Source organism: Pseudoduganella violacea (genome assembly GCF_014191875.1).
Lineage (GTDB): Bacteria > Pseudomonadota > Gammaproteobacteria > Burkholderiales > Burkholderiaceae_D > Rugamonas > Rugamonas violacea_A.
Genome location: NZ_JACHXD010000008.1, coordinates 262,058 through 283,843, shown reverse-complemented (window position 1 = coordinate 283,843; position 21,786 = coordinate 262,058). Strand labels below are relative to the sequence as shown.

17 protein-coding genes are annotated in these 21,786 nt (G+C 61.5%); 3 read left to right on the top strand and 14 right to left on the bottom strand.

The window, feature by feature from the left end; translation table 11 throughout:
- Window positions 1–184 precede the first annotated feature (184 nt).
- The 4 genes from FHS03_RS15955 to FHS03_RS15940 all read right to left on the bottom strand — a co-directional run bounded on the left by FHS03_RS15955 (window position 185) and on the right by FHS03_RS15940 (window position 2,477).
- Entirely contained in the window at window positions 185–568 is a 384-nt protein-coding gene (locus tag FHS03_RS15955) for a hypothetical protein (RefSeq protein ID WP_183441926.1), read from the bottom strand.
- Between the two features lie 36 nt (window positions 569–604).
- Window positions 605–1,084: a hypothetical protein gene (locus FHS03_RS15950; protein ID WP_183441925.1), complete on the bottom strand. Its 480-nt coding sequence runs from the start codon at window positions 1,082–1,084 to the stop codon at window positions 605–607.
- 676 nt (window positions 1,085–1,760) lie between these two features.
- Window positions 1,761–2,117: a DUF4870 family protein gene (locus tag FHS03_RS15945; protein ID WP_183441924.1), complete on the bottom strand. Its 357-nt coding sequence runs from the start codon at window positions 2,115–2,117 to the stop codon at window positions 1,761–1,763.
- 12 nt (window positions 2,118–2,129) lie between these two features.
- On the bottom strand, window positions 2,130–2,477 hold the full coding sequence (locus tag FHS03_RS15940) for a GFA family protein (RefSeq protein WP_183441923.1): 348 nt from the start codon (window positions 2,475–2,477) through the stop codon (window positions 2,130–2,132).
- A gap of 118 nt (window positions 2,478–2,595) precedes the next feature.
- Between FHS03_RS15940 and FHS03_RS15935 the strand changes: the two genes are divergently transcribed.
- Window positions 2,596–3,795, top strand: a complete 1,200-nt coding sequence (locus FHS03_RS15935; RefSeq protein ID WP_183441922.1) for a CaiB/BaiF CoA transferase family protein — start codon at window positions 2,596–2,598, stop codon at window positions 3,793–3,795.
- A 57-nt stretch (window positions 3,796–3,852) separates the two neighbouring features.
- Here the strand turns inward: FHS03_RS15935 and FHS03_RS15930 are convergent, their stop codons facing one another.
- From FHS03_RS15930 to FHS03_RS15905, 6 genes are all read right to left on the bottom strand, one after another.
- The gene (locus FHS03_RS15930) at window positions 3,853–6,048 is read right to left on the bottom strand and encodes a TonB-dependent receptor (RefSeq protein WP_221208160.1); all 2,196 of its coding nucleotides are present in this window, start codon (window positions 6,046–6,048) and stop codon (window positions 3,853–3,855) included.
- Entirely contained in the window at window positions 6,045–6,860 is an 816-nt protein-coding gene (locus FHS03_RS15925) for an alpha/beta fold hydrolase (protein WP_183441921.1), read from the bottom strand. The genes FHS03_RS15930 and FHS03_RS15925 overlap by 4 nt, the downstream gene beginning before the upstream one ends.
- 88 nt (window positions 6,861–6,948) lie before the next feature.
- Window positions 6,949–7,584: a TetR/AcrR family transcriptional regulator gene (locus FHS03_RS15920; protein ID WP_183441920.1), complete on the bottom strand. Its 636-nt coding sequence runs from the start codon at window positions 7,582–7,584 to the stop codon at window positions 6,949–6,951.
- Window positions 7,585–7,622: 38 nt separating this feature from the next.
- Window positions 7,623–8,465, bottom strand: a complete 843-nt coding sequence (gene serB / locus FHS03_RS15915) for a phosphoserine phosphatase SerB (RefSeq protein ID WP_183441942.1) — start codon at window positions 8,463–8,465, stop codon at window positions 7,623–7,625.
- Between the two features lie 23 nt (window positions 8,466–8,488).
- On the bottom strand, window positions 8,489–11,932 hold the full coding sequence (gene mfd, locus FHS03_RS15910; RefSeq protein ID WP_183441919.1) for a transcription-repair coupling factor: 3,444 nt from the start codon (window positions 11,930–11,932) through the stop codon (window positions 8,489–8,491).
- 39 nt (window positions 11,933–11,971) lie between these two features.
- Window positions 11,972–12,946, bottom strand: a complete 975-nt coding sequence (locus tag FHS03_RS15905; protein ID WP_183441918.1) for a 5'-nucleotidase — start codon at window positions 12,944–12,946, stop codon at window positions 11,972–11,974.
- 275 nt (window positions 12,947–13,221) lie between these two features.
- Here FHS03_RS15905 and FHS03_RS15900 point away from each other — a divergent pair, with 275 nt between their 5' ends.
- Window positions 13,222–14,967 (top strand): methyl-accepting chemotaxis protein, encoded by a 1,746-nt coding sequence (locus FHS03_RS15900; protein ID WP_229426238.1) that lies wholly within the window; start codon window positions 13,222–13,224, stop codon window positions 14,965–14,967.
- Between the two features lie 48 nt (window positions 14,968–15,015).
- On the opposite strand, the gene FHS03_RS15895 is transcribed toward FHS03_RS15900, so the two are convergent.
- The 4 genes from FHS03_RS15895 to FHS03_RS15880 form a co-directional block, all read right to left on the bottom strand.
- Window positions 15,016–15,339 (bottom strand): hypothetical protein, encoded by a 324-nt coding sequence (locus FHS03_RS15895; RefSeq protein WP_183441917.1) that lies wholly within the window; start codon window positions 15,337–15,339, stop codon window positions 15,016–15,018.
- Window positions 15,336–15,863, bottom strand: a complete 528-nt coding sequence (locus FHS03_RS15890) for a DinB family protein (RefSeq protein ID WP_183441916.1) — start codon at window positions 15,861–15,863, stop codon at window positions 15,336–15,338. Before FHS03_RS15890 ends, FHS03_RS15895 begins: the two co-directional genes overlap by 4 nt.
- A gap of 45 nt (window positions 15,864–15,908) precedes the next feature.
- Window positions 15,909–16,868 carry an ABC transporter substrate-binding protein gene (locus FHS03_RS15885; RefSeq protein WP_183441915.1) on the bottom strand — a complete coding sequence of 320 codons (960 nt, stop codon included), beginning with the start codon at window positions 16,866–16,868 and terminating at the stop codon, window positions 15,909–15,911.
- A 133-nt stretch (window positions 16,869–17,001) separates the two neighbouring features.
- Window positions 17,002–19,365 (bottom strand): penicillin-binding protein 1A, encoded by a 2,364-nt coding sequence (locus FHS03_RS15880; protein ID WP_371871720.1) that lies wholly within the window; start codon window positions 19,363–19,365, stop codon window positions 17,002–17,004.
- A gap of 157 nt (window positions 19,366–19,522) precedes the next feature.
- Between FHS03_RS15880 and FHS03_RS15875 the strand changes: the two genes are divergently transcribed.
- A complete protein-coding gene (locus FHS03_RS15875) occupies window positions 19,523–21,778 on the top strand; it encodes an OPT family oligopeptide transporter (protein WP_183441914.1) in 2,256 nt (751 codons plus the stop codon).
- Window positions 21,779–21,786: the final 8 nt, after the last annotated feature.

Here is a 21,786-nt window from a genome sequence, read left to right as displayed (position 1 = left end):
CGCGTCAAATCGAACGGAAATATGCTTGATCGGCTCATAGTTCCACCTTTTTTGCGCACCAATCTCGCTAAAAGGGTGAATTGATCAGCGCTTCCCTAGGGCAAGGGGGAATCTGCAAATACATCAATTTTTGAAATTGCTTCATTTGATATGTTCTTTTTTGTATAAATTCCAACATAGGCATTCAGTGCAACCTTGAATATTGAGCCGCTTTCTCCAATTTTTTCATTGCGAAAATATATGATGGGTTACCGTGATTTTCATCGCCTATTTTCTCATAAATTGGTTTAATGTTGAATTTTGCTTCTTGCAAAATTTCAATCGCGTCGCCAATTTCCAAACCTAAAGAGAGATGCATTGAAACTATATTTTTAATAAAAATCGATGCTTCCGGCATAGGTAGGTTAATGGCCTTTAATGCGCCAAGCTCAAGCTCTTTGCTAAGAATTTCTCCTTTTCTTACTGCAATTTTTTTTGAATTGTTTGAGTTGTTTTCGGTATTTTTTGCGTTGACAAATAAGAATACTGCACCAAAAATGATAAGCAGAAGAATTTTTTGCTTTTTCATGTCGCGAAAATGAAAATTTTTATAACTGCAATTAATTTAAGGAAGTGGGGCATCAGCGAAAACTTCAATTCTACTCACACTGTCAAATTTTCCTTCCTTTTCAGGATGGAATTGAGCATATACATTAAGTGGAACTTTTAATATGAAGCCACTTTCTGTAACTTTGAACAGAGCGGTACTTAAATAAACTGCATCTTCTTTTTTTGATACATTAAGTTGCTTTCCCATTAGGTTGATTGCAAAGCCGGCGCTACGCAAGATTTGTTCCGCGCTATCGAAATCGAGGCCAATTGGAATGTGTTTTAGAATAATTTTTTTCATTGCCTTAGAAACTTCAGGCATTTGAAGTTTTTCTACACGTTTCGCCTCCGCATTTATTTCACTTCTTAGTATTTCTCCTTTTCCCTCCAATTTACTTTTTTCTGTTTTCGCCATTTCTTTTTTTTGCTCAATGGGTTGCCCATGAACATTGGCGGATAGCAATACTAGGGATAAGGTGAGAATATATGCTTTCATTTTCTTTGGATTGGCAAAAGAGCATTTTTCATAATTTGCTCTTATTTGTCAAAAAATATTTTGACATAATAGTAGCGTGAGACTATTTTTTGATATAAATAGGACATGCTGAATTGCTCGGCTTTCGACTCTTCAATACGGCTGCGTTCAGCAGTGGAGCTTTCATGTCAACGTCAGGCAGGTCGAAACCCTCCGCCTCAGTCTGACCATCGGCGTTGCCGATCACTTCAATACAATGCAGTTGGCGGGGGCGCGATATCCAAACCAATATATGCTTTATCCGAACAGCCAGTCGGTACTCCTCGAATTGGTGTATTTCAGCATTGTGCTCGCTATCTCATTTTTAGTCGAAGATGGTGTAGTGATGAGCTTCGCATTGACATTGCTTCTTCAAGCATTGCGAGGAATTCTTCAGTTAGGTGGGTACCGATTTTTATTGAAGGCGCGCGTCTAGTTAGATTCTTCCAACAGGAGCTGAGCTTCAGAAAAATCGTATCCGGCGTCGTGTAATAGATCGACCAAGGGAGTACGAAAGGCTTGGTTGTCGTAAATCGCATGCTTGGCAGTATTACCCAACAGGTTAAAGCACTGCTGGTAATACACGTACCGCGTACATTTCGACTGATGGGCGGGCGGAGATATCCGCCGCCCTCCGCATAATACAACTAGATATCAATCAAACGGGTTCGTTATTGCCGAGCGCCACAAAGCCGCGGATCAGACGGTAAGCCTTCCACAGCCAAGCGCCGCACCAGATCAGCCACGCGAACGGAATGCCGATGATGGTCAGGAAGAGCGCAAAGCCGACCACCATCCATACCAGATACCACCAGAAGGAGCGGATTTGCCAGCCATGGTGGCTGTAGAGGAAAGTGCCGGTGGTTTCGTCGCGCTTCACATAGTTGAGAATCAGCGGGATGAAGGAAAACGCGCCCAGCGAAAAAACAAAGCTGGCCCCGTGCAGCAGGTAAAGCCATCGCACCCAGGTCTTCTGGGCATCGGTGCGTTCATCGAAAACAAGTTCTTGCGCCATACAATCTCCTTCTTAAATCTTGCGGCCGTCGTAATTGTGGACGGGGATCGTCGTCAGATCGATATCGTCCAGGCAGCGCACATTGATGGCGGCCACGGTATTGCCCTGCGGGTCCACGCCTTTGGCATAGGGGTGAATGCCGCATTTCGGGCAAAAGCGGTGCTTGATCACGTGCTTGTTGAATTCATAGGTCTGCGCATTTTCTTCGGGCGTGAGCAGGTGCAGCTTCTCGTACGGCAGGAACCACAGCAGCGAACCTTTGCGCTGGCACATGGAGCAGTTGCAGGCGAGGGCGGTGCCGATGTCGCCTTCCACTTCAAAGGCCACATGACCACAGTGGCAGCTTCCACGATATTTCATCAGCGTGTCTCCTTATAAGAAAATTATGTGTATGACTTTAGCATGATTTCCATTCCTGCCCTGGACTGCTGTCCCGCGTTTTACTATGCTGATAGGCCGTTGAAAGGAGAGCCTTGGCATGAGTGGACCGTTGAAGGGCATCAAAGTGGTGGAAATCGGGGCGCTGATCGCGGCGCCGTTCGCGGCGCGCCTGCTGGCGGAGTTTGGCGCGGAAGTCATCAAGATCGAGGCGCCGGGCGAGGGTGATCCCATCCGCAAATGGCGCAAGCTGCATAAGGGGACGTCGCTGTGGTGGTATCTGCAGTCGCGCAATAAGAAATCGGTGTCGCTGAATCTGAAGTCGCCTGCCGCCATCGATATCGCCAAGCGCCTGTTGGCCGATGCCGATCTGCTGATCGAGAACCTGAAGCCGGGCGCGCTGGAAAAGCTGGGCCTGGGCTGGGATGTGCTGCATGCGCTTAATCCGAAGCTGACCATGGTGCGCATTTCCGGTTATGGCCAGAGCGGGCCGTATAAGGACCGTCCCGGTTTCGGCGCGATCGGCGAGGCCATGGGTGGCATCCGCTATACGACGGGCGAGGCGGGCGGCGTGCCGGCGCGGGTTGGCGTCAGCCTGGGCGATTCGCTGGCTTCCTTGCATGCGGTGATCGGCGCGCTGATGTCGGTGCTGCGCGTGAAGATGGGGCAGGGCGAGGGGCAGGTGGTCGATGTCTCGCTGGTTGAAAGCGTGTTCAATCTGATGGAAAGCCTGGTGCCGGAATACGATCTGCTGGGTTATGTGCGCGAACGCAGCGGCGGCGCGCTGCCTGGCATTGCGCCGTCCAATACCTATTCGACACGGGATGGCGCCTATGTGGTCATTGCGGGCAATAGCGATCCGATTTTCAAGCGCCTGATGCAGGTGATCGGCCGCCCCGACCTCGGCGACGATCCGGAATTCGCCCGCAACGACGGGCGCGCCGCCAAATCGGCCCTGATCGACGCGGCCATCGCCGGCTGGACCTCGGCCAACGGCATCGACGCCGTGCTGGCCGCGCTGGAAGCGGCCGAGGTGCCGGCAGGGCGCATTTATTTGGTGGCCGACATCGTGGCCGATCCGCATTACCAGGCGCGCGAGATGATCCTGCAAGCGACCTTGCCGGATGGCGTACAGGTCAAGATGCCCGGCATCGTGCCCAAGCTGTCGGAGACGCCTGGCGCGGTGCGCTGGCAAGGCCCGACGCTGGGCCAGCACACCGCCGAAGTCCTGGCCAGCCTCGGGCTGGATGCCGCGGCAATCCAGCGCCTGGCCGACGAAGACGCCGTCCAGCTGGGGTGATATTGCTGAGTCCGTGTCCGATTGGGGGCAGACCCCAATCGGACACGGACTCCGCTGTTAGAAGCGGTAGGCGGCGCGGGCGGTGATTTGACGGGGCGGGCCGTAGAAGCCGTCGAGGATGTAGAGGGCGGGGATGTTGTAGCCGTCGGTGCGGTAGTGCTTGTCGGCCAGGTTGGCGCCGTGCAGGCTGAAGGTCCATTGGCGCGAGGCTTCCCACACGATGCCGGCGCTCCAGAGGCCGTAGCCTGGCTGGGCGAGCGTTTCGCTGAGGTCGGTGGTGGGATAGACCTTGCTGCGGTAGCTGTAGCCGAGCATGGTGCGCAGCGTGCCGCCGCCCACATTCTGGTCGACGCGTTCGAGGTTCAAGCCGTATTGGCCGCGCGGGGTGCTGCTGAATTTTTGTTCGGAGGCGATATTGCGCCCGCCGCTCAGATACTCGTCGTAGCTCGCGTGCAGCCAGGCGGCAAAGCCGCTGACATTCCACTGGTGGTTGGGACGCCAGACGAATTCCAGCTCCGCGCCCTTGACCTTGGCCTTGCCGGCATTGGTGAAGTCGCCGTAGAACGAGGGTGTGCCATCCGCCTGCACGTAGCTGGTGAAGACGGAGAGCTGCATATCCTTGTATTTGTTGAGGAAGAGCGCCGCGTTCACATCGAAGCTGCCGTCGGGCCGCGCGTATTTGGCGCCGAATTCGAGCGAGTCGAGCTTCTCGTCGCGGTAGGGGCGCGAGGACTCGGGCACGGCCACATTGTTGGCGCGGATATTGTAGCCGCCCGATTTGAAGCCGCGCGAGGTGCTGGCGTACAGATTGGTGCTTTCCAGCGCCTGGTAGCGCAGCGTGAGCTTGGGCGCGGTATTGCTGACGCTCAGTTCCTTGTCGAAGTTCGCCAGAGTCATCGCGGGACGCAGGAAGGCGGCGTCGGCGAAGGCGCGGTTCAGCACCGCCGCGCGTTTCTTTTCGCGTGTGTGGCGCAGGCCGGCATTCAGTTCCCAGCGTTCGGCCAGCGGCAGGGTCCAGTCGGCATATAGCGCGGTGCTCTTGGTGTAGACGGTGCTGTCACTGCCGGTGAACTGGCGGCCAAGGAAGTTGTTGAAGATGCGGCCGCCGGCGTCGCCGTCGAAGTAATAGGCGCCGATCACGCCGGACATGCCGCCGCTGGCGGCGTACAGCGCTTGCAGTTCCAGGGTCTTTTGCCGGTCGTGGGCGTCGCCCGAGACGTCGCCGATCGGCAGCGAGAGGCCGTCGAAGTCGATGGTCTGGCCCGACGAGGAGCGGCGTTTGGCGCCGATGGCTTTCAGCGTCCAGTCGGCGCTGGCGAAGTAGGTGGCCGTCAGCGCCGCGCCGCGGTTGCGCGTGCGGTTCTGGCTGGGCATGGCGCTGGCGAAGTCGTAGCGGTCGGTGCTTGGCGGGCGCTTGAGCGGATCGTAGGCGCTGGTGCCCATGCGCTGGAAGCCGCGCATATGCGAGTTGTCGTTGGCGGCATCGGCGCTGGCCACAAGGGTGAAGGGCAGGCCGGCCGGGAAGTAGCCGAAGGAGACGCGGGCGGCATCGGTGTCCTGGTCGCTGGCCGGTTCGCCGTTGAATGTGTTGCGGCCGAAGCCATCGCGCCGCAGGGCGGCCATGGCGATGCGGGCGCGCAGTTTGCCGCTGGCGCTGGCCAGATTCAGGGCACCTTTGACATTGCGCTGATCGTAATTGCCGAGGGAGACTTCGGCGCTGCCGCCGTTCTCCTTGCTCAGCGGCCGCGAGACGTATTTGATCGCGCCGCCGATGGTGTTCTTGCCGTACAGCGTGCCTTGCGGTCCGCGCAGCACTTCCACGCGCTGCACGTCGAAGACATCGAGCAGGGCGCCTTGCGGGCGCGCCATATACACATCGTCGAAGTAGATGCCGACGCCGGGATCGACGCCCCACAACGGGTCGGCCTGACCCACGCCGCGGATGAAGGCGGTCAGCGTGCTGTTGGTGCCACGCGAGGCGTAGACGGTGAGGTTGGGAACGCGGGTCTGCAGGTCGCCCAGGTTCTGGATATTCTGGTTTTCCAGGGCTTTGGCCGAGAAGGCGGTCACTGCCACCGGCACGTCCTGCAGGCGTTCGTCGCGGCGGCGCGCGGAAATCGTGACGGACTCGATCTGACCGTTCTTGCCGGCCTTTTCGGCACTCGGCGCGTCTTCGCCGTCGGGCGCCGGATCGGCCGCCATGGCCTGGGCGCAGCAGCATGCGATGGCGAATGCGAGGGGCTTGAGTCTCATCTTGTCTCCGTACTGGTTATGTTTTGACGCAGGAAGGACAACAGCAAGGCGTTCACCTTGGACGCCTGGTCGAGCGGCGTGCCATGGCGGGAATCGGCAATGACTTCAAGACGGCAGTCGGGCAGCTGCGCGGCAAAGGCGCGCTTGGCTTCGACCGGGGTGTAATCCTGGTCGGCGGCGAGGATCAGTACGGGCAGGGAGAGCGCATCGGCGCGCGGCCGCCAATGCCAGTGATAGATGGCGTCCAGCGCGGCCAGGTAGGCGGACTTGGACATCTGCTGCATCTGGGTGATGAAGCTGTTGCGCAGGCGTTCCTGGTCGGGGCGGGGGAAGATTTTGCCGGCCACCATGCGGCCCACGGCGCCCAGCCCGAACAGCGCGATGATGGCGCGCCGCAGCCAGTAGGTGAACACCAGGGAGGGCGGGCGCGCCGCGTCCAGCGGCAGGGAATTGATCAGGCACAGCGAAGCGATGCGGGGCAGGTCGGCGCGCTGTATCTGGGTCAGCTCCAGCGCCACCATGCCGCCCAGCGAGAAGCCGACGATATGCACGCTGTCCAGCTCCAGGGCGCTTAGCAGCTCGGCCACGTCCTGCGCCAGGTCGGTCATGCGCCATGGTTTGCCCCCATGCGGTACGGGACTCAGTCCATGACCACGTAGATCGGGCGCGATGATGCGGTAGTGCAGGGCCAGCGTTTGAATCTGCGGTTCCCAGTCATGACCGCAGGAACCCAGACCATGCAGCAGCAGCACCGCTTCGCCCTGGCCGATGTCCAGACAATGCAGGCCACGGCCTGTCTCCAGTGTACGCATTCCATCTCCTCACGGGTGGTCGCGGCGCGGGTCGTTCGCCCTCGCTCTGGAAGACATAATACGGAATCAGAATTCCGATTTCAAGTTGTTATTGCAAATATTTCATGGCGATGCGGGTCAGCTCATTTTCCAGGGACGCATCGGACAGGAAGGCCAGGGAGCCGGTCAGGGTGTGATGGTTGAGTATGCCCAGCAGCACCGGCGGCAGCACCATCATGGCTTGCGCCGGGTCGGGATGGCGGATTTCGGCCGACTTGCTGGCCAGGACGGCGATGGTGCGCTGCGAGATCAACTGGTTGACGCGGTGGACGCGGTCGCGGAATTCCAGGTCGCGCGACGAACGCGTGATCAGCGCGCGCAGCACGCCCTGGCGGCCACGGTGGATCGAAACAAACAGCGCCACGGCGGCGCGCACGAAATCTTCCAGGCTACGGCCCTGCCATTGCCGCAGCTCGGTCAGTGCTTCGATGCGCTCGGCAAGTTCGCTGAAAAAGCGCTGCAGCAGCAGGCCGCTCAGGGTCTCTTTATCGCCCAGCAGGCGGTAAAAGGTGCCGACCGAGGTCTGGGCCAGGCGCGCCAGCTCGGCCACGCCGGCATCTTCGAAACGGTTCTCGGCCAGCAGTTTTTCGCTCGCCAGCAGCAGGCGCTCCAAGGCCTGGCGGCTGCGTTCCTGCCCCGGTTCGGGCAGGGCGACAATGCCGGCGATGGAACTGTTCTGGGCCAAAGTGGAACCTTAATTCCGTTATCGAAAAGGGTAGTGTATCAGCCCAGCAGGTGCAGGATGCCATCCAGGCCGACGAAGTTGAGCGCCACGCTGGCCTGCTCGCGCACCACCGGCTTGGCGCGGAAGGCGACCGATATGCCGGCCACGCTCATCATTTTCAGATCGTTGGCGCCATCGCCCATGACGATGGCCTGGTCGGGGCGGATGCCCATGGCGGCGCATACATGCTCCACCGTCTGCTTCTTCACGTCGGCGTCGACGATCTCGCCCAGCACGCGGCCGGTCAGCTTGCCGTCGACGATTTCCAGCTCGTTGGCGCGGGTATAGTCCAGACCCAGGCGCGGTTTCAGGCGCTCGGTGAAATACGTGAAGCCGCCGGAAACCAGCAGGGTTTTGAGGCCCGCAGCCTGCACCGCTTGCAGCATCTCTTCCGCGCCCAGCGACAGGCGCAGGCGTTCTTCGTAGACGCGTTCCAGCGCCGACGCTTCCAGGCCTTCCAGCAGGGCTACGCGGCGCTTCAGGCTTTCCGAGAAATCCAGCTCGCCGCGCATGGCCGCTTCGGTGATCTCGGCCACTTGCGGCTTCAGTCCCTGCATATCGGCGATTTCGTCGATGCATTCGATGGTGATCAGGGTGGAGTCCATATCCATGGCCACCAGCTTGAATTCATCCAGCTTGTGGATGCCCATCATATAGGTGGCGTCCAGCTGGGCCGCGTGGGCCGCGACTTCGATGGTCTGGCGCAGGGCCGGGGAATAGCTGATGCCTTCGCAGCGCAGCGCGGTGGCGGAGAGCTGCACCACGCGTTCCGGCGCGGTGAGGGCGGCAATGCGCTCCAGGCGCTGCTGGCAGTCGCCCAGTCCCTGCAGGACCAGGTTCATCGTGTAATCGTCGGCTTTCATTCTCAGGAAGTCAGGTGTTTAATGGCGGTTTTAATCTGGGTGACGCGGGCTGCCAGATCCGGCATGGCGGCCGTGATCTTCAGTTTATCCTGTCCATTCAGCTTGATGTGGCGGTTTTTCTGGATCAGCTCAATGATGCGCATCGGATCGACCGGCGGCTTGGGCAGGAATTGCAGATTGGCCGCTTCGCTGTGGGCGTCGATCTTGATGATGCCCACGGTCTTGGCGGCGATGCGCAGGCGATGCGTTTCCACCAGCGCCTTGGCCGCTTCCGGCAGTTTGCCGAAGCGGTCGATCAGCTCTTCCTGCAGGCCGTCGATAGCATCCTGCGTGCCGCAGTTGGCCAGGCGCTTGTAGATCGACAGGCGCTCGTGGACGTCGCCGCAGAAGTCGGACGGCAGCAGGGCCGGCACATGCAGATTGATTTCGGTGGTGGAGGCCAGCGGCGCCGCCAGGTCGGGCTCCTTGCCCGCTTTCAGCGAGCGTACCGCTTCGTTCAGCATATCGGTGTAGAGCTGGAAGCCCACCTCCAGCATTTCGCCGGACTGGTTTTCGCCCAGCACTTCGCCGGCGCCGCGGATTTCCAGGTCGTGCATGGCCAGATAGAAGCCGCTGCCCAGCTCTTCCATCTGCTGGATCGCGTCCAGCCGACGCTGCGCCTGTTTGCTCAGGCTTTGCACATCATGCACCAGCAGATAGGCGTAAGCCTGGTGGTGCGAACGACCGACGCGGCCGCGCAGCTGGTGCAGCTGGGCCAGACCGAATTTGTCGGCGCGGTGCATGATGATGGTGTTCGCGGTCGGCACGTCGATGCCGGTTTCGATGATCGTGGTGCACAGCAGGATGTTGTAGCGCTGCGCCACGAAGTCGCGCATGACTTTTTCCAGGTCGCGCTCGTGCATCTGGCCGTGGGCCACGGCGATGCGCGCTTCCGGCAGCAGTTCGGTGAGCGCGGCCAGGCGGTTCTGGATGGTTTCCACCTCGTTGTGCAGGAAGTAGACCTGGCCGCCGCGCTTGAGCTCACGCAGCACGGCTTCGCGGATGATGGAATCGTTCTCGCCGCGCACGAAGGTCTTGATCGCCAGGCGCTTCTGCGGCGCGGTGGCGATCACCGAGAAGTCGCGCAAGCCTTCCAGCGCCATGCCCAGTGTGCGCGGAATCGGCGTGGCGGTCAGGGTCAGCACGTCGACTTCGGCGCGCAGCGATTTCAGCGCCTCTTTCTGCCGCACGCCGAAGCGGTGTTCCTCGTCGATGATGACCAGGCCCAGGCGCTCGAACTTGACGTCGTCCGACAGCAGCTTGTGGGTGCCGATGATGATGTCGAGCGTGCCGTCGGCCATGCCCTTGATGGCCTGCCCGATCTCCTTGCCGGTGCGGAAGCGCGACATTTCGGCGATGCGCACCGGCCAGTCGGCGAAGCGGTCGGCGAAAGTCTGGGCATGCTGTTCGGCCAGCAGGGTGGTGGGCGCCAGGATGGCGACCTGCTTGCCGCCCATGACGGCGATGAAGGCGGCGCGCAGCGCCACCTCGGTCTTGCCGAAGCCGACGTCGCCGCACACCAGGCGGTCCATCGGCTTGCCCGAGGTCATATCCTTCATGACGTTCATGATGGCGGCCGCCTGGTCCGGCGTTTCGTCGAAGCCGAAGCTGTCGGCGAAGCGCTCGTAATCCTGGGACGAGTACTCGAAAGCGTGGCCCTGGCGCGCGGCGCGGCGGGCGTAGAGATTCAGCAGCTCGGCGGCGGTGTCGCGCACCTGGTCGGCGGCCTTTTTCTTGGCTTTTTCCCACTGGCCGGAGCCGAGTGTGTGCAGCGGCGCATCGTCCGGCGAGGCGCCGGAATAGCGCGAGATCACGTGCAACTGCGAAACCGGCACATACAGCTTGGTGTCCTTGGCGTATTCCAGGTGCAGGAATTCGGTTTCGCCTTCGCCCAGGTCCATGCTGGTCAGGCCCATATAGCGGCCGATGCCATGGTTGATGTGCACCACCGGATCGCCGATCTTCAGCTCGGACAGGTCGCGCACCATGGACTCGACCTGGGTGACGGCCTCCTGCTTTTTCTTGCCGACGCGGCGGCCGGAACCGGCATACAGCTCGGTTTCGGTGATGAAGACCAGCCGGCCTTGCGGCGCGGCCAACTCGAAGCCGGCGTGCAGCGGCGCCACGCCCAGCGTGACCTTGGCGTCGCTGGCGAGGAAGCCTTCGAAGCCTTCCACCGGCGCGGGCGCCAGGTCGAATTCGCTGAAATACTGCTGCAGGGTTTCGCGGCGGCCGCCCGATTCGGCGCAGATCATCACGCGCCGGCCCGATTGCAGCAGGTAGGCGCGCAGATTGGTCAGCGGATCGTCCAGGTGGCGGTTGACGGCGATATTCGGCACCGGCGCCGACAGCTCGGACGCCTCGCCATTGCCTTCGCGGCTCAGGGCCAGGCGCGCATGCGGCTTGGCCAGGACAAAGAACTGCTCGTCGCCGAGGAAGATGGATTGCGGCGGCAGGATCGGGCGCTCGCGGTCGGCCTTGAGGAATTTGTAGCGCGATTCGGTGTCGGCCCAGAAGCGCTTGATGGCGGCTTCGATATCGCCCACCATGGCCAGGGTCGAGCCTTGCGGCAGGTAGTCGAACAGGGTGGCCGTCTCTTCGAAGAACAGCGGCAGATAGTATTCGATGCCGGCCGAGGCGATGCCGCTGCCCATATCCTTGTAGATCACGGAGCGCGAAGGATCGCCTTCGAACGTCTCGCGCCAGCGGCTGCGGAAGGTCGAGCGCGCCGCCTCGTCCATCGGAAACTCGCGGCCCGGCAGCAGGCGCACTTCGCGCACCGGATACAGCGAACGCTGGGTATCGGCGTCGAAGGTGCGGATGGTTTCGATGGTGTCGCCGAACAGGTCTAGGCGGTAGGGCAGGGCCGAACCCATGGGGAACAGGTCGATCAGGCCGCCGCGCACCGAGTATTCGCCGGGCGACATCACCTGGTTCACATGGGTGTAGCCGGCCAGCGTCAGCTGCGACTTCAGGCGCGCCTCGTCCAGCACCTCGCCCTGCTTGAAGAAGAAGGTGTAGGCGGCCAGGAAGGAGGGCGGCGCCATGCGCACCAGGGCCGTGGTGGCGGGCACGATCATCACATCGCACTGGCCGTTCTGGATTTCATGCAGGGTGGCCAGACGCTCGGATACCAGATCCTGGTGCGGCGAAAAAGCGTCGTAGGGCAGGGTTTCCCAGTCGGGCAGCAGGTGGCAGCGCAGCTGCGCGCCGCCGAACCAGGGCAATTCGTCCAGCAGGCGCTGGCCGTCGCTGGCCTGGGCCACGATCACGGCCAGCATCTGGCCTTGCTGTTTCAGTTCAAGCGCGGCTTGCGCCAGGGCGTAGGCGTCCGAAGAGCCATACAGGGTGGGCAAGACGAAGCGGTTGCCGGACTTGGGAAGGGATTTTTTTAAGTCGAATGACATGCGGTGCTGGAGCGCTGGGGGAGACGATCAGACCACGAATTATAGTCCAAGCGATGGCTGGACGTCGGACGCTGTTGTAATCAGATTGGCAATGCCGAACGGTACGTGCACCATGGGCGTGCTCAGACCGGGCGCCTGCAGGTGGCTGAGCTGGTCGTCGAAGAAGATATGCGGCTTGAAGATGCCCAGCACGCGCGCCTTGTCCATGCCGCCCAGGAAAAAAGTCTCGTGCGCCGAGACGCCCCAGCTCTTCAACGTGGTCACCACCCGCTCATGCGCAGGCGCGTTGCGGGCCGTGATGATGGCCACGCGCAGCAGCTTGCGGTAGCCGGGACGGCGCCGCGCCAGCAGGGTCTCGAAGCGCTGCATCACATGCAGCTGGCGGAACAGATTGGCCAGCGGCCCTGGTTGATGCGGCACGTCCGCGTTGCGGCGCTCATGGGCATGGAATTCGGCCACATCGTTATTGCGTTTGAAGACGCTTTCAGATTCATCGTCGGCCAGCACGCCGTCGAAGTCGAAGGCGATGCGCAGCTCGGCGTCATCCGGATCGTCGTGCGGCCCGCTGTGCGGCGCGGGCAGCACCAGGCCGGCGGGCTGGCCGGCCGCCAGCGCCTTGCGCACATCGTCCTCGTTCGCGCTGAGGAAGAGTGCGGCATTAAAGGCCGGCAGATAGACGTAGGGCGCGCTGCCGGTCAGGAAAGCGGCGCGCGAGATATCCAGGCCGTAGTGGGCGATGGAGTTCATCACGCGCAGGCCGGTCTCTGGCGAGTTGCGGGATAAAAGCACCACCTCCACCGGCGACTGCTTGCGGAAGTGGCGGTTGATGGCGAGGAAGCGGCGGATGAAGGGGAAGGCCACGCCGCGCGCCAGCACTGTGCCGGCATGCGCTTCCTGGTAACTGCGGTAGCCGTCTTCGCCTTCTTCCAGATACACGCGGTGCGATTCGCTGAGGTCGAACAGGGCGCTGGAGGCGATGCCGATCACCAGCTTGTTTTCAATCGGATAGGCCATTTTATGCTTGGGTTTTGGTGAAGCTTTCTTCCCGGACTATAGCGGAAAACAGGGAATCATTCCGCGTTGCCAATCATTCTTGCTGTCGAGTAGTGCTTTGCGCCACGCTTTGTGCAGAACAAGCAGAAAACAATTGACGCAATAAAGCACGCAGACATATTCTGGCCGTGTGGCAATACTCACCAATTATCACAATCCCTTTCTCCCTACTGCAAGAGGCTCCCGTGTTTAAGAACTTAATGATCAAATGGAAGCTGGCTACCCTTGTCGCTATTATGTTAGTAGCTTTAAGCATCATCGGTATCAGCGGTTATAGCGGCATTAATAAGGTCGGCAACTCGGTCGAGGAAATCGGCAAAGTGCGCATGCCTTCCGTGGAAGGCCTGCTCGTGATGAGCGAAGGCCAGACTGCCGTGGCGCTGGCCACGCTGCGTACCGCGATCTGGGAAAACGACTACAAGTCGCAGGCGCGTTTCTCCGAGGTGTTGACCCTGCGCCAGAAGGCTTGGGCCAGCGCGGAAGCCGGTTTAAAGACCTATGAGCCGCTGCCGCAGACCGCCGATGAAGCGGTGCTGTGGAAGCAGTTTGTCGAGGAATGGAATGCCTGGAAGGCCGCCGACCAGAAGCTGGCCACCATCATTGGCGCGCTGGCGGCCAACAAAGACGAGGAAGGCCAGAAAAAACTCTTCACGGACTTCTACACCCAGTTCGACGCGGCCGGCCCCTTGTTCACCAAGGCCGAGACCACGCTGAAGAAGATCCTCGACCTGAACAAGCATGTGGCGGCCGACGCCGTGAAAGCCGGCCAGGACGCCACCGTCAGCTCGCAGCGCACGATGGTGATCTCGGCCCTGCTGGCGATCGCCGTGGCCGTGGCCTGCGCCTGGTACATCACGCTGGCGATCACCCGTCCCATCAACGAGGCGGTGGAGGTGGCGAAAACCGTGGCTTCGGGCGACCTGACCAGCCGCATCGAGGTCCAGACCACCGAAGAAACCGGCCAGCTGCTGGGCGCGCTCAAAGACATGAATGAAAGCCTGATCCGCATCGTCGGCCAGGTACGCTCCGGCACCGATACGATCGCTTGCGCGTCTTCGCAGATCGCCACCGGCAACCTGGATCTGTCTTCGCGCACCGAAGAGCAAGCCAGCTCGCTGGAAGAAACCGCGTCCTCGATGGAAGAGTTGACCTCCACCGTGCGCCAGAACGCCGACAACGCATCGCAGGCCAATCAGTTGGCGGCGTCGGCGTCGGGCGTGGCGATGAAAGGCGGCGAAGTGGTGTCGCGCGTGGTGCAGACCATGGAATCGATCAACGCCTCGTCCAACAAGATCGTGGACATCATCAGCGTCATCGATGGCATCGCCTTCCAGACCAATATCCTGGCGTTGAATGCCGCCGTTGAAGCGGCACGTGCCGGTGAACAGGGGCGCGGCTTTGCGGTGGTGGCTTCCGAAGTGCGCAATCTGGCGCAACGCTCGGCGGCGGCCGCGAAAGAAATCAAGCAGCTGATCAGCGAATCGGTGGAAACCGTGGGCGCGGGCAGCAAGCTGGTGGCCGAAGCTGGCGAGACCATGGGCGAGATCGTCACCAGCGTGCAGCGCGTGACCGACATCATGACCGAAATCACGATGGCGACCAAGGAGCAGAGCAGCGGTATCGACCAGATCAACACCGCGGTCAGCCAGATGGACACGGTGACCCAGCAGAATGCCGCACTGGTGGAGGAAGCCGCCGCCGCCGCCGCGTCGCTGGAAGAGCAGGCAGGCAAGCTGGCGCAGGTGGTCAGCGTGTTCCGTCTCGATCACAATGCCGCGCCGGCCATGTCGGCGGCCGCGCCCAAGGCGACTGTCGCCGCACTGAAAGCGCCCGCCGCGCCAGCGCTCAAGCCCGCTGCGGCCAGCCGTGCCAAGCCGGCAGCGGCGCGCGCCGAACTGAAACGCCCGGACCTGTCGTCCGGCAGCAAAGCCTCTTCAAAAGTGGCGGCCACCGTTTCGGAAGATGGATGGGAAGAGTTTTAAGGGAGCGCACAGGGAGCGCTTTTAAGGGCCGCGCAAGCGGCTCTTTTTTTATGGCTTGGAGTTTTCTGGATGCCTGGACATGAAGTCTTTGTAAGACCAGTACTCAGCGCCATCCATTGCGCGCTCGAGCTCACCCATATCATCATCTTCCAGTTCCGTGCAAAATGGCGCTGACAGAATTGCCCGGCATGAGGGAAGGGCCATCAAGGCCTTGGACTTCAAGAAGTATTCAAACACCGCCTCTTTCCACAAATCCTCTGGCATATCGGCGTGGGCCATCGTAAGGCGGTCCAAGGAAACGACAATGCCTTCGATGTTCCTGAGCACTTCGATGATTTCCTGCTTCTTGAATTGAAGTGTGTCCGGCGTCATAAGGGAACGGTTCCAAGGTTGCCGCGAAGCGAGCGCCGCTCTGGCTCCATGGCGTGAACGAAGACCGTGTACGTATCGGCAGGACGAAGACCTCCCGCAAGGTCCAATGCCCGGCCGATGGCGCCGCGGTGGTAGGTGCCGTGATTGACGAGATGGAAGAGGATTTCTTCGCGGCTCATCGTTCCATCCTGTCCGTCAAAAAAGCGGAAGCGGATTTTTCCGGTCATGGTTTCAGGTGGTGTTGATTGGGCAAACTTCAGCAGCCAATCATTTGATGCCGACAAGCGTTCTTTCAACTCCCTCAGCTCGGGGACAGCTTCGGAATTGGACGCCGAATGGGGTTCCCGCGTTCCGAGCAGCCTTGCGCGAAAAACCTCTTCCACGCGAACCATGTGGTTCAGCTGCTGGCGGGCGAAGGCGATCTCGGATGGAAAGTGTATGGGATCGATCAGTGCGGCCGCGTCAAGCGTGCGCTTATCCGCCCACTGCTTGTATTGAAGTTGGTACTGGATTTGCGATGTCATTGAAGGACTTAAATTAGCAGCCTAAAGCGCTATTCTAATGGCTGGTCAGCGTATCTGTTCGGCGTATTGCAGCACCTTCGCGGGCGGATAGAGTTTGAGTTCCTCGGCCACCGACATATTCACCAGATAGCTGAAGCGCGGCAGGGTTTCGATCGGCAGGGCGGCCGGCTTGACGCGGTGGCGCAGGATCTGCGCCGCCTTGTGGGCGGCGAGCCGGCCCAGGTTTTCATAGCCGGAAACCAGGCCAAACAGGGCGCGGCCCTCGCGCAGGCCAGCTTCCACCGCGCTGAAGGTGGGCAGGCGCTGGGCCAGCGCGACTTCGGTGAGCTGCTTGCGGTGCGCCATCAGGAAGCTGTCCGGACCGAGGTACAGCAGGTCCGCCTGCTGCGCCAATTCCTCGATGATGCCGGGCAGGGCTTCGGCCAAGGGCTTGCCTTGCTCGTCCAGCGGCACCGGTTTTTCGATCAGCTGGAAATGCTCCTGCGCCGCCAGGGCGCGCCACTCGCGCATATTGACCACGGCATTCGGTTCGGCCGGGTTGTACAGCGCGGCGATGCGTTCGAAACGGCGGTAGGCGCGGATGGCGTTCATTTGCTGCCGCACCGGCACCACATGGGATACGCCCGTCACATTGCGGCGCGAGGAGGCGAGCGACTTGACGATGCCGCAGGCCTGGGGCGCGGCCACCATGGTAAACACGATAGGGATGTTGGTGATATTGCGGACCGGATCGGCGCTGCCTTCCTTGCCCGCCACCGCCATGGTGACGGCGGTGCCGTAGGTGTAGACCAGATCGGCCTTCAGTTCGCGCGCCTCGGCGATCAGGGCCGGCACCTTGCTCGCATCGAAGTCCACGTTGCGGATGATGAACTCGGCCGGAATGCGGTTGAGCGTGAAGTAGTCGCGGAAGCCGCGCTCCACGCCGGTTTCGCCGCGGTACAGGATCATATAGATGCGCGGCGGGCGCGCCTGGGCCAGCGCGCCCGGCAGGGCGGCTAGCGCCATGGCGGCGGCTGCGCTATGAAGGATTGTTCTTCTTCTCATTTCCCGGTCCCGGCCAGGCTGGTCAAAATTGCAATGGTGATTATTTGTGAGTATTTACCGGGATTCTATCACCGCTATGGTGGGACTTGTCTAGTCAAGTCCCTGCCGGCGCTGGTGCAGGTGTTGTAGGCGGCGCAGTTGGGGACTCCGGCGCCGTCTCCGGCGCGGTTTCCCCGGGCGGTTCGCCTTCCAGGTCGATGCCGCGCGCCGTGGCGTCGTTCATGTATTCCTCATAGATCCAGTCGCCGTTCAGTTGCACCACGCCTTCCGGCGCCGCGCGTTCCACCGGCGGGCGCTTGGCCAGGGCCACGCGCATATAGTCGATCCAGATCGGCATGGCGAGCGTGGCGCCGAACTCGCGGCCGCCCAGCGACTTGGGATCGTCGTAGCCCATCCAGGCCACGCCCACGATGCCTCCGCCATAACCGGCGAACCAGCCGTCCACGGCGTCATTGGTGGTGCCGGTCTTGCCGGCCAGGTCGCTGCGGCCCACGCGCGGCGTGGCGGCGGCGCCGGTGCCGCTGCGCGTCACTTCGCGCAGCATGCTGTCGGTGATGAAGACATTGCGCGCATCGAGCACGCGCGCGCTTTCCTGGGCTGGCGCCGGAACCTTGGTTTCGGACAGCGGCGCGCCCTTGGCGTCGGTGATGCGCGCAATCAGATAGGGCTGGACGCGGTAGCCGCCGTTGGCGAAGACGGCGTAGGCGCCGGCCATCTGCAGCGGCGTGACCGAACCGGTGCCCAGGGTCATGGTCAGGTTTTTCGGCTGGCGCGCGCCGTCGAAACCGAACTTGCCGATGTATTCGTGGGCATACGGCACACCGATGGCGCGCAGCAGACGCACCGAGGCCACGTTCTTGGATACGGCCAGCGAGCGGCGCATGCTGATCGGGCCATCGAATTTGCCGTCGTCGTTCTGCGGACGCCATGGCTCGCCGCCGGTTTCGGAGCCGGGCATTTCCAGCGGCACGTCGTTGATCAGCGTGGCAGGGCCATAGCCTTTTTCCACCGCGGCCGAATAGATGAAGGGCTTCATCGCCGATCCAGGCTGGCGCCAGGCCTGGGTGACGTGGTTGAATTTCTGCTGGCCGAAGTCGAAGCCGCCCACCAGGGCGTGATAGGCGCCGGTATTGGCGTCCAGGGAGACGAAGGCCGCCGCCACTTTCGGCACCTGGCTGATAGCCCAGGCTTTTTTCTCGTTGCGGGCGACGCGGATCACGGCGCCGGGGCGCAGCTTGATGGCCGGCTTGGCGCTGTCGCTCAGCGCCGCTGCGGCCAGTTTCAGGCCGTCGCCACTGATTTCCACTTCCTCGCCGTCGGCCGTTTCCACTTTTACCGACTTGGGCGAAGCTTGCAGCACCACGGCTGCGATCAGGCGGTCGATACTCGGACGGCGGCCCAGAGCCTCATCGATGGCGTCGTCGCGCTTTTCCTGCTCGGCGGGCAGGTCGATAAACGCTTCCGGACCACGATAGCCGTGGCGCTGGTCGTAGGCAATCACGTTGCGGCGCAGCGATTCGTAGGCCGCGTCCTGGTCGGCGTGCAGGATGGTGGTGTAGACGTTGATGCCGCGCGTGTAAGCTTCGTCCTTGTACTCGGCTACCACTGCCTGGCGTGCCAGTTCGGCCACATATTCGGCGTGGGTGTCGTATTCCTGGCCGCGCGCGTTGACGCGCAACGGCTCGTGCAAGGCCTTTTGGTAGTCGGCCTCGCTGATGTAATCCAGGTCGCGCAGGCGTCGCAGCACCACATGCTGGCGCTCTTTTGCACGCTTGGGATTGACGGCAGGGTTGTGGCGTGCCGGATTTTTCGGCAGGCCGGCCAGCATGGCCACTTCGGCGACCGACAGCTCTTGCAGCGACTTGCTGAAATAGGTGCGCGCCGCGCCACTGAAACCATAGGAGCGCTGACCCAGGTAGATCTGGTTCATATACAGCTCCAGAATCTCGTCCTTGCTCAGCGCCGCTTCGATCTTATAGGCCAGCATGATTTCGCTGAGCTTGCGCGCCAGGGTCTTGTCGCGGTTCAGATAGAAGTTACGCGCCACCTGCATGGTGATGGTGGAGGCGCCCTGGCGGAAGCCGCCGCGCAGATTGGCGACGGCGGCACCCGCGCCGCGTATCCAGTCGATGCCGCCGTGCTGATAGAAGCGCGTATCCTCGATGGCCAGCAGCGCCTTCTTCATCATCTCCGGCATGTCCTTGACCTTGACGAAGTCGCGGTGCTCCTCGCCGAATTCGCCGATCAATACCTTGTCCGCCGTGTAGATGCGCAGCGGGATCTTGGGCTTGTAATCGGTGATGGCTTCCAGCGAGGGCAGGCCGGGAGCGATGTACAGGGTCATATAGCCTGCCACTGCCGCTGCCCCCAGCGCGCCGGCAACGGCGGTGGCGATCAGTGCGATTTTCAGATTGCGGCGGTTCAGCAGCTTGGGCGAAGCAGGGGAGGGAGCAGTCAAGACGCGTTCTCACGGTTGCGAAGTCGGGCAATTATAGACCAAGCGCCAGGCCGCTCCCGCGCCGCGGGAGGGCGGGAAAAATACTTTTCACGGGAGTGCGCTTTGTGCCATAGTTCCGGCTGCATTTTTGCAGCAATGTCACTATAGGATTCCCTTAATGCCCCTCGATCACCACCCCGCGCCGGTTCGTCCCTATATCCCGGACGAGGCCAAGCTGCCGGAGCTGACTTTCCGCGCCCTGTTCCTCGGCACCTTGCTGGGCATGGTGTTTGGCGCCTCCTCGCTGTATCTGGTGCTGAAAGTCGGCCTGACCGTCAGCGCCTCGATTCCGGTGGCGGTGATTGCCATTACGGTCTTCGGCCTGGCCAAGAAGCTGGGCGGCAAGGATTCGAGCATTCTGGAGAACAGCATCACCCAGACCGCCGGTTCGGCCGGCGAGTCGATCGCTTTTGGCCTGGGCGTGACCATGCCCGCCATCCTCATTCTCGGCTTCGACCTGGAAATCTCGCGCGTGATGCTGGTGGGCGTGCTGGGCGGCCTGCTCGGCATCCTGATGATGATCCCGATGCGCCGCACCATGATCGTGGACCAGCACCGCGAGCTGAAATTCCCGGAAGGGACGGCATGCGCCGAAGTGCTCAAGGCCGCCGCCACCGACAGTTCGCGCCTGGCCGCGGGCGAAAGCCTGCAAGCCGAATCGGAGGCGGCGTGCGATGCCAAGCGCCGCGCGCGCATCATCTTCGGCGGCTTTGGCATTGGCCTGCTGTACAAGGCGCTGAACGTCTCCTTCAAGGGCTGGAAAGACACGCCGGAAGTGGTGTTCGGCGCGCCGCTCAAGGGCGGTTCCGTGGGCGCCGAGGTGTCGCCCGAGCTGTTGGGCGTGGGTTATATCATCGGCCCGCGCATCGCGCTGACGATGGCGGCGGGTGGCGTGCTGTCCTATCTGTTGCTGATCCCCATGATCAAGTTCTTCGGCGACCCGCTGACCACCATCCTGGCGCCTGGCAGCATGCTGATTTCCGAAATGGGGCCGAACGAGGTGCGCAGCGCCTATATCCTGTATATCGGCGCGGGCGCTGTGGCGGCGGGCGGCTTGATCAGCCTGTGCCGCGCCATGCCGATGATCTGGAACAGCCTGGCGGCGGGCCTGGCCGGCATCGGCAAGGGCAGCAAGGCCGACACGAGCAAGCGCACCGAGCGCGATATTCCGATGAAATGGGTGGTGATCGGCTGCCTCGGCATCATCGCCGTGATCACCGCCGCCACGCCGCTGCATATGAATGTGCTGGGCGCGCTGCTGATTCTGGTATTCGGCTTCCTGTTCTCGACCGTGTCCTCGCGCCTGACGGGCGAGATCGGTTCCTCGTCCAATCCCACCTCGGGCATGGCGGTGGCGACGCTGCTGTTTACCTGCCTGATCTTCCTGATCATGGGCTGGACCGGCGGCCAGTACTACGTGACCGCGCTTTCCGTCGGCGCCATCGTCTGCATCGCCTCGGCCAATGCGGGTACCACGTCGCAGGACTTGAAAACCGGCTTCCTGGTCGGCTCCACGCCGCGCCTGCAGCAGTACGCGATTCTGGCCGGTTCGCTGGCTTCGGCCCTGCTGCTCGGTCCTATCCTGCTGCAGTTGAACGAATCGAGCACGGTGTATGTGCCTGCGGCCCAGGTGGCGCCGGGCCTGAGCACGGACGCTTCGAAGTTGAGCGCGACGGCGCAGCTGCACGGTCCGCAGGCTGCCAGCGACAGCAAGGTATACAAGGTGTGGCAGAAAACCGATGCCGAGGGCGGCCCGGCCGGCAAATACCTGATCGACGAACAGGGCAAGGCCGTATACCTGGTCGATCCGGGCATCAACGGCACGCACAGCAAGCGTCCGGACGGCACCGAGGTGAAAAAATATGACGCGCCCAAGGCGGTGCTGATGTCTTACATTATCAAAGGTATCCTCGACCAGCAACTGCCTTGGACGCTGGTGATCCTGGGCGTGATGGCGGCCGTGGTGCTGGAGCTGGCGGGCATTCAGTCGCTGTCTTTCGCGGTGGGCGTGTATCTGCCGCTGTCGGCGACGCTGCCGGTGGCGATCGGTGGTGTGCTGCGCTGGCTGGCCGACCGCCGCAACAACCAGCTGCCGCAGTACGCTAAGCTGAACGAGGAAGAAAAGCAGGCGGCGGGCGACCGCAGCGAAGGCGTGCTGCTGGCTTCCGGCTATATCGCTGGCGGCGCGCTGGCCGGCATCGTCATCGCCATCACGGCGGGCGTGCTGACCAATTTCGACGCCATGATGGGCAATTGGGCCGAGCACAGCAATCCGTTCTACAACGGCGCGTCGGCCGATGCGCTGTCGCTGCTGCCGTATGCGTTTATCATGGGTCTGTTGTTGTGGGTGGCAAGGGAGAAGAAGCAAACCTAAACTCAAGG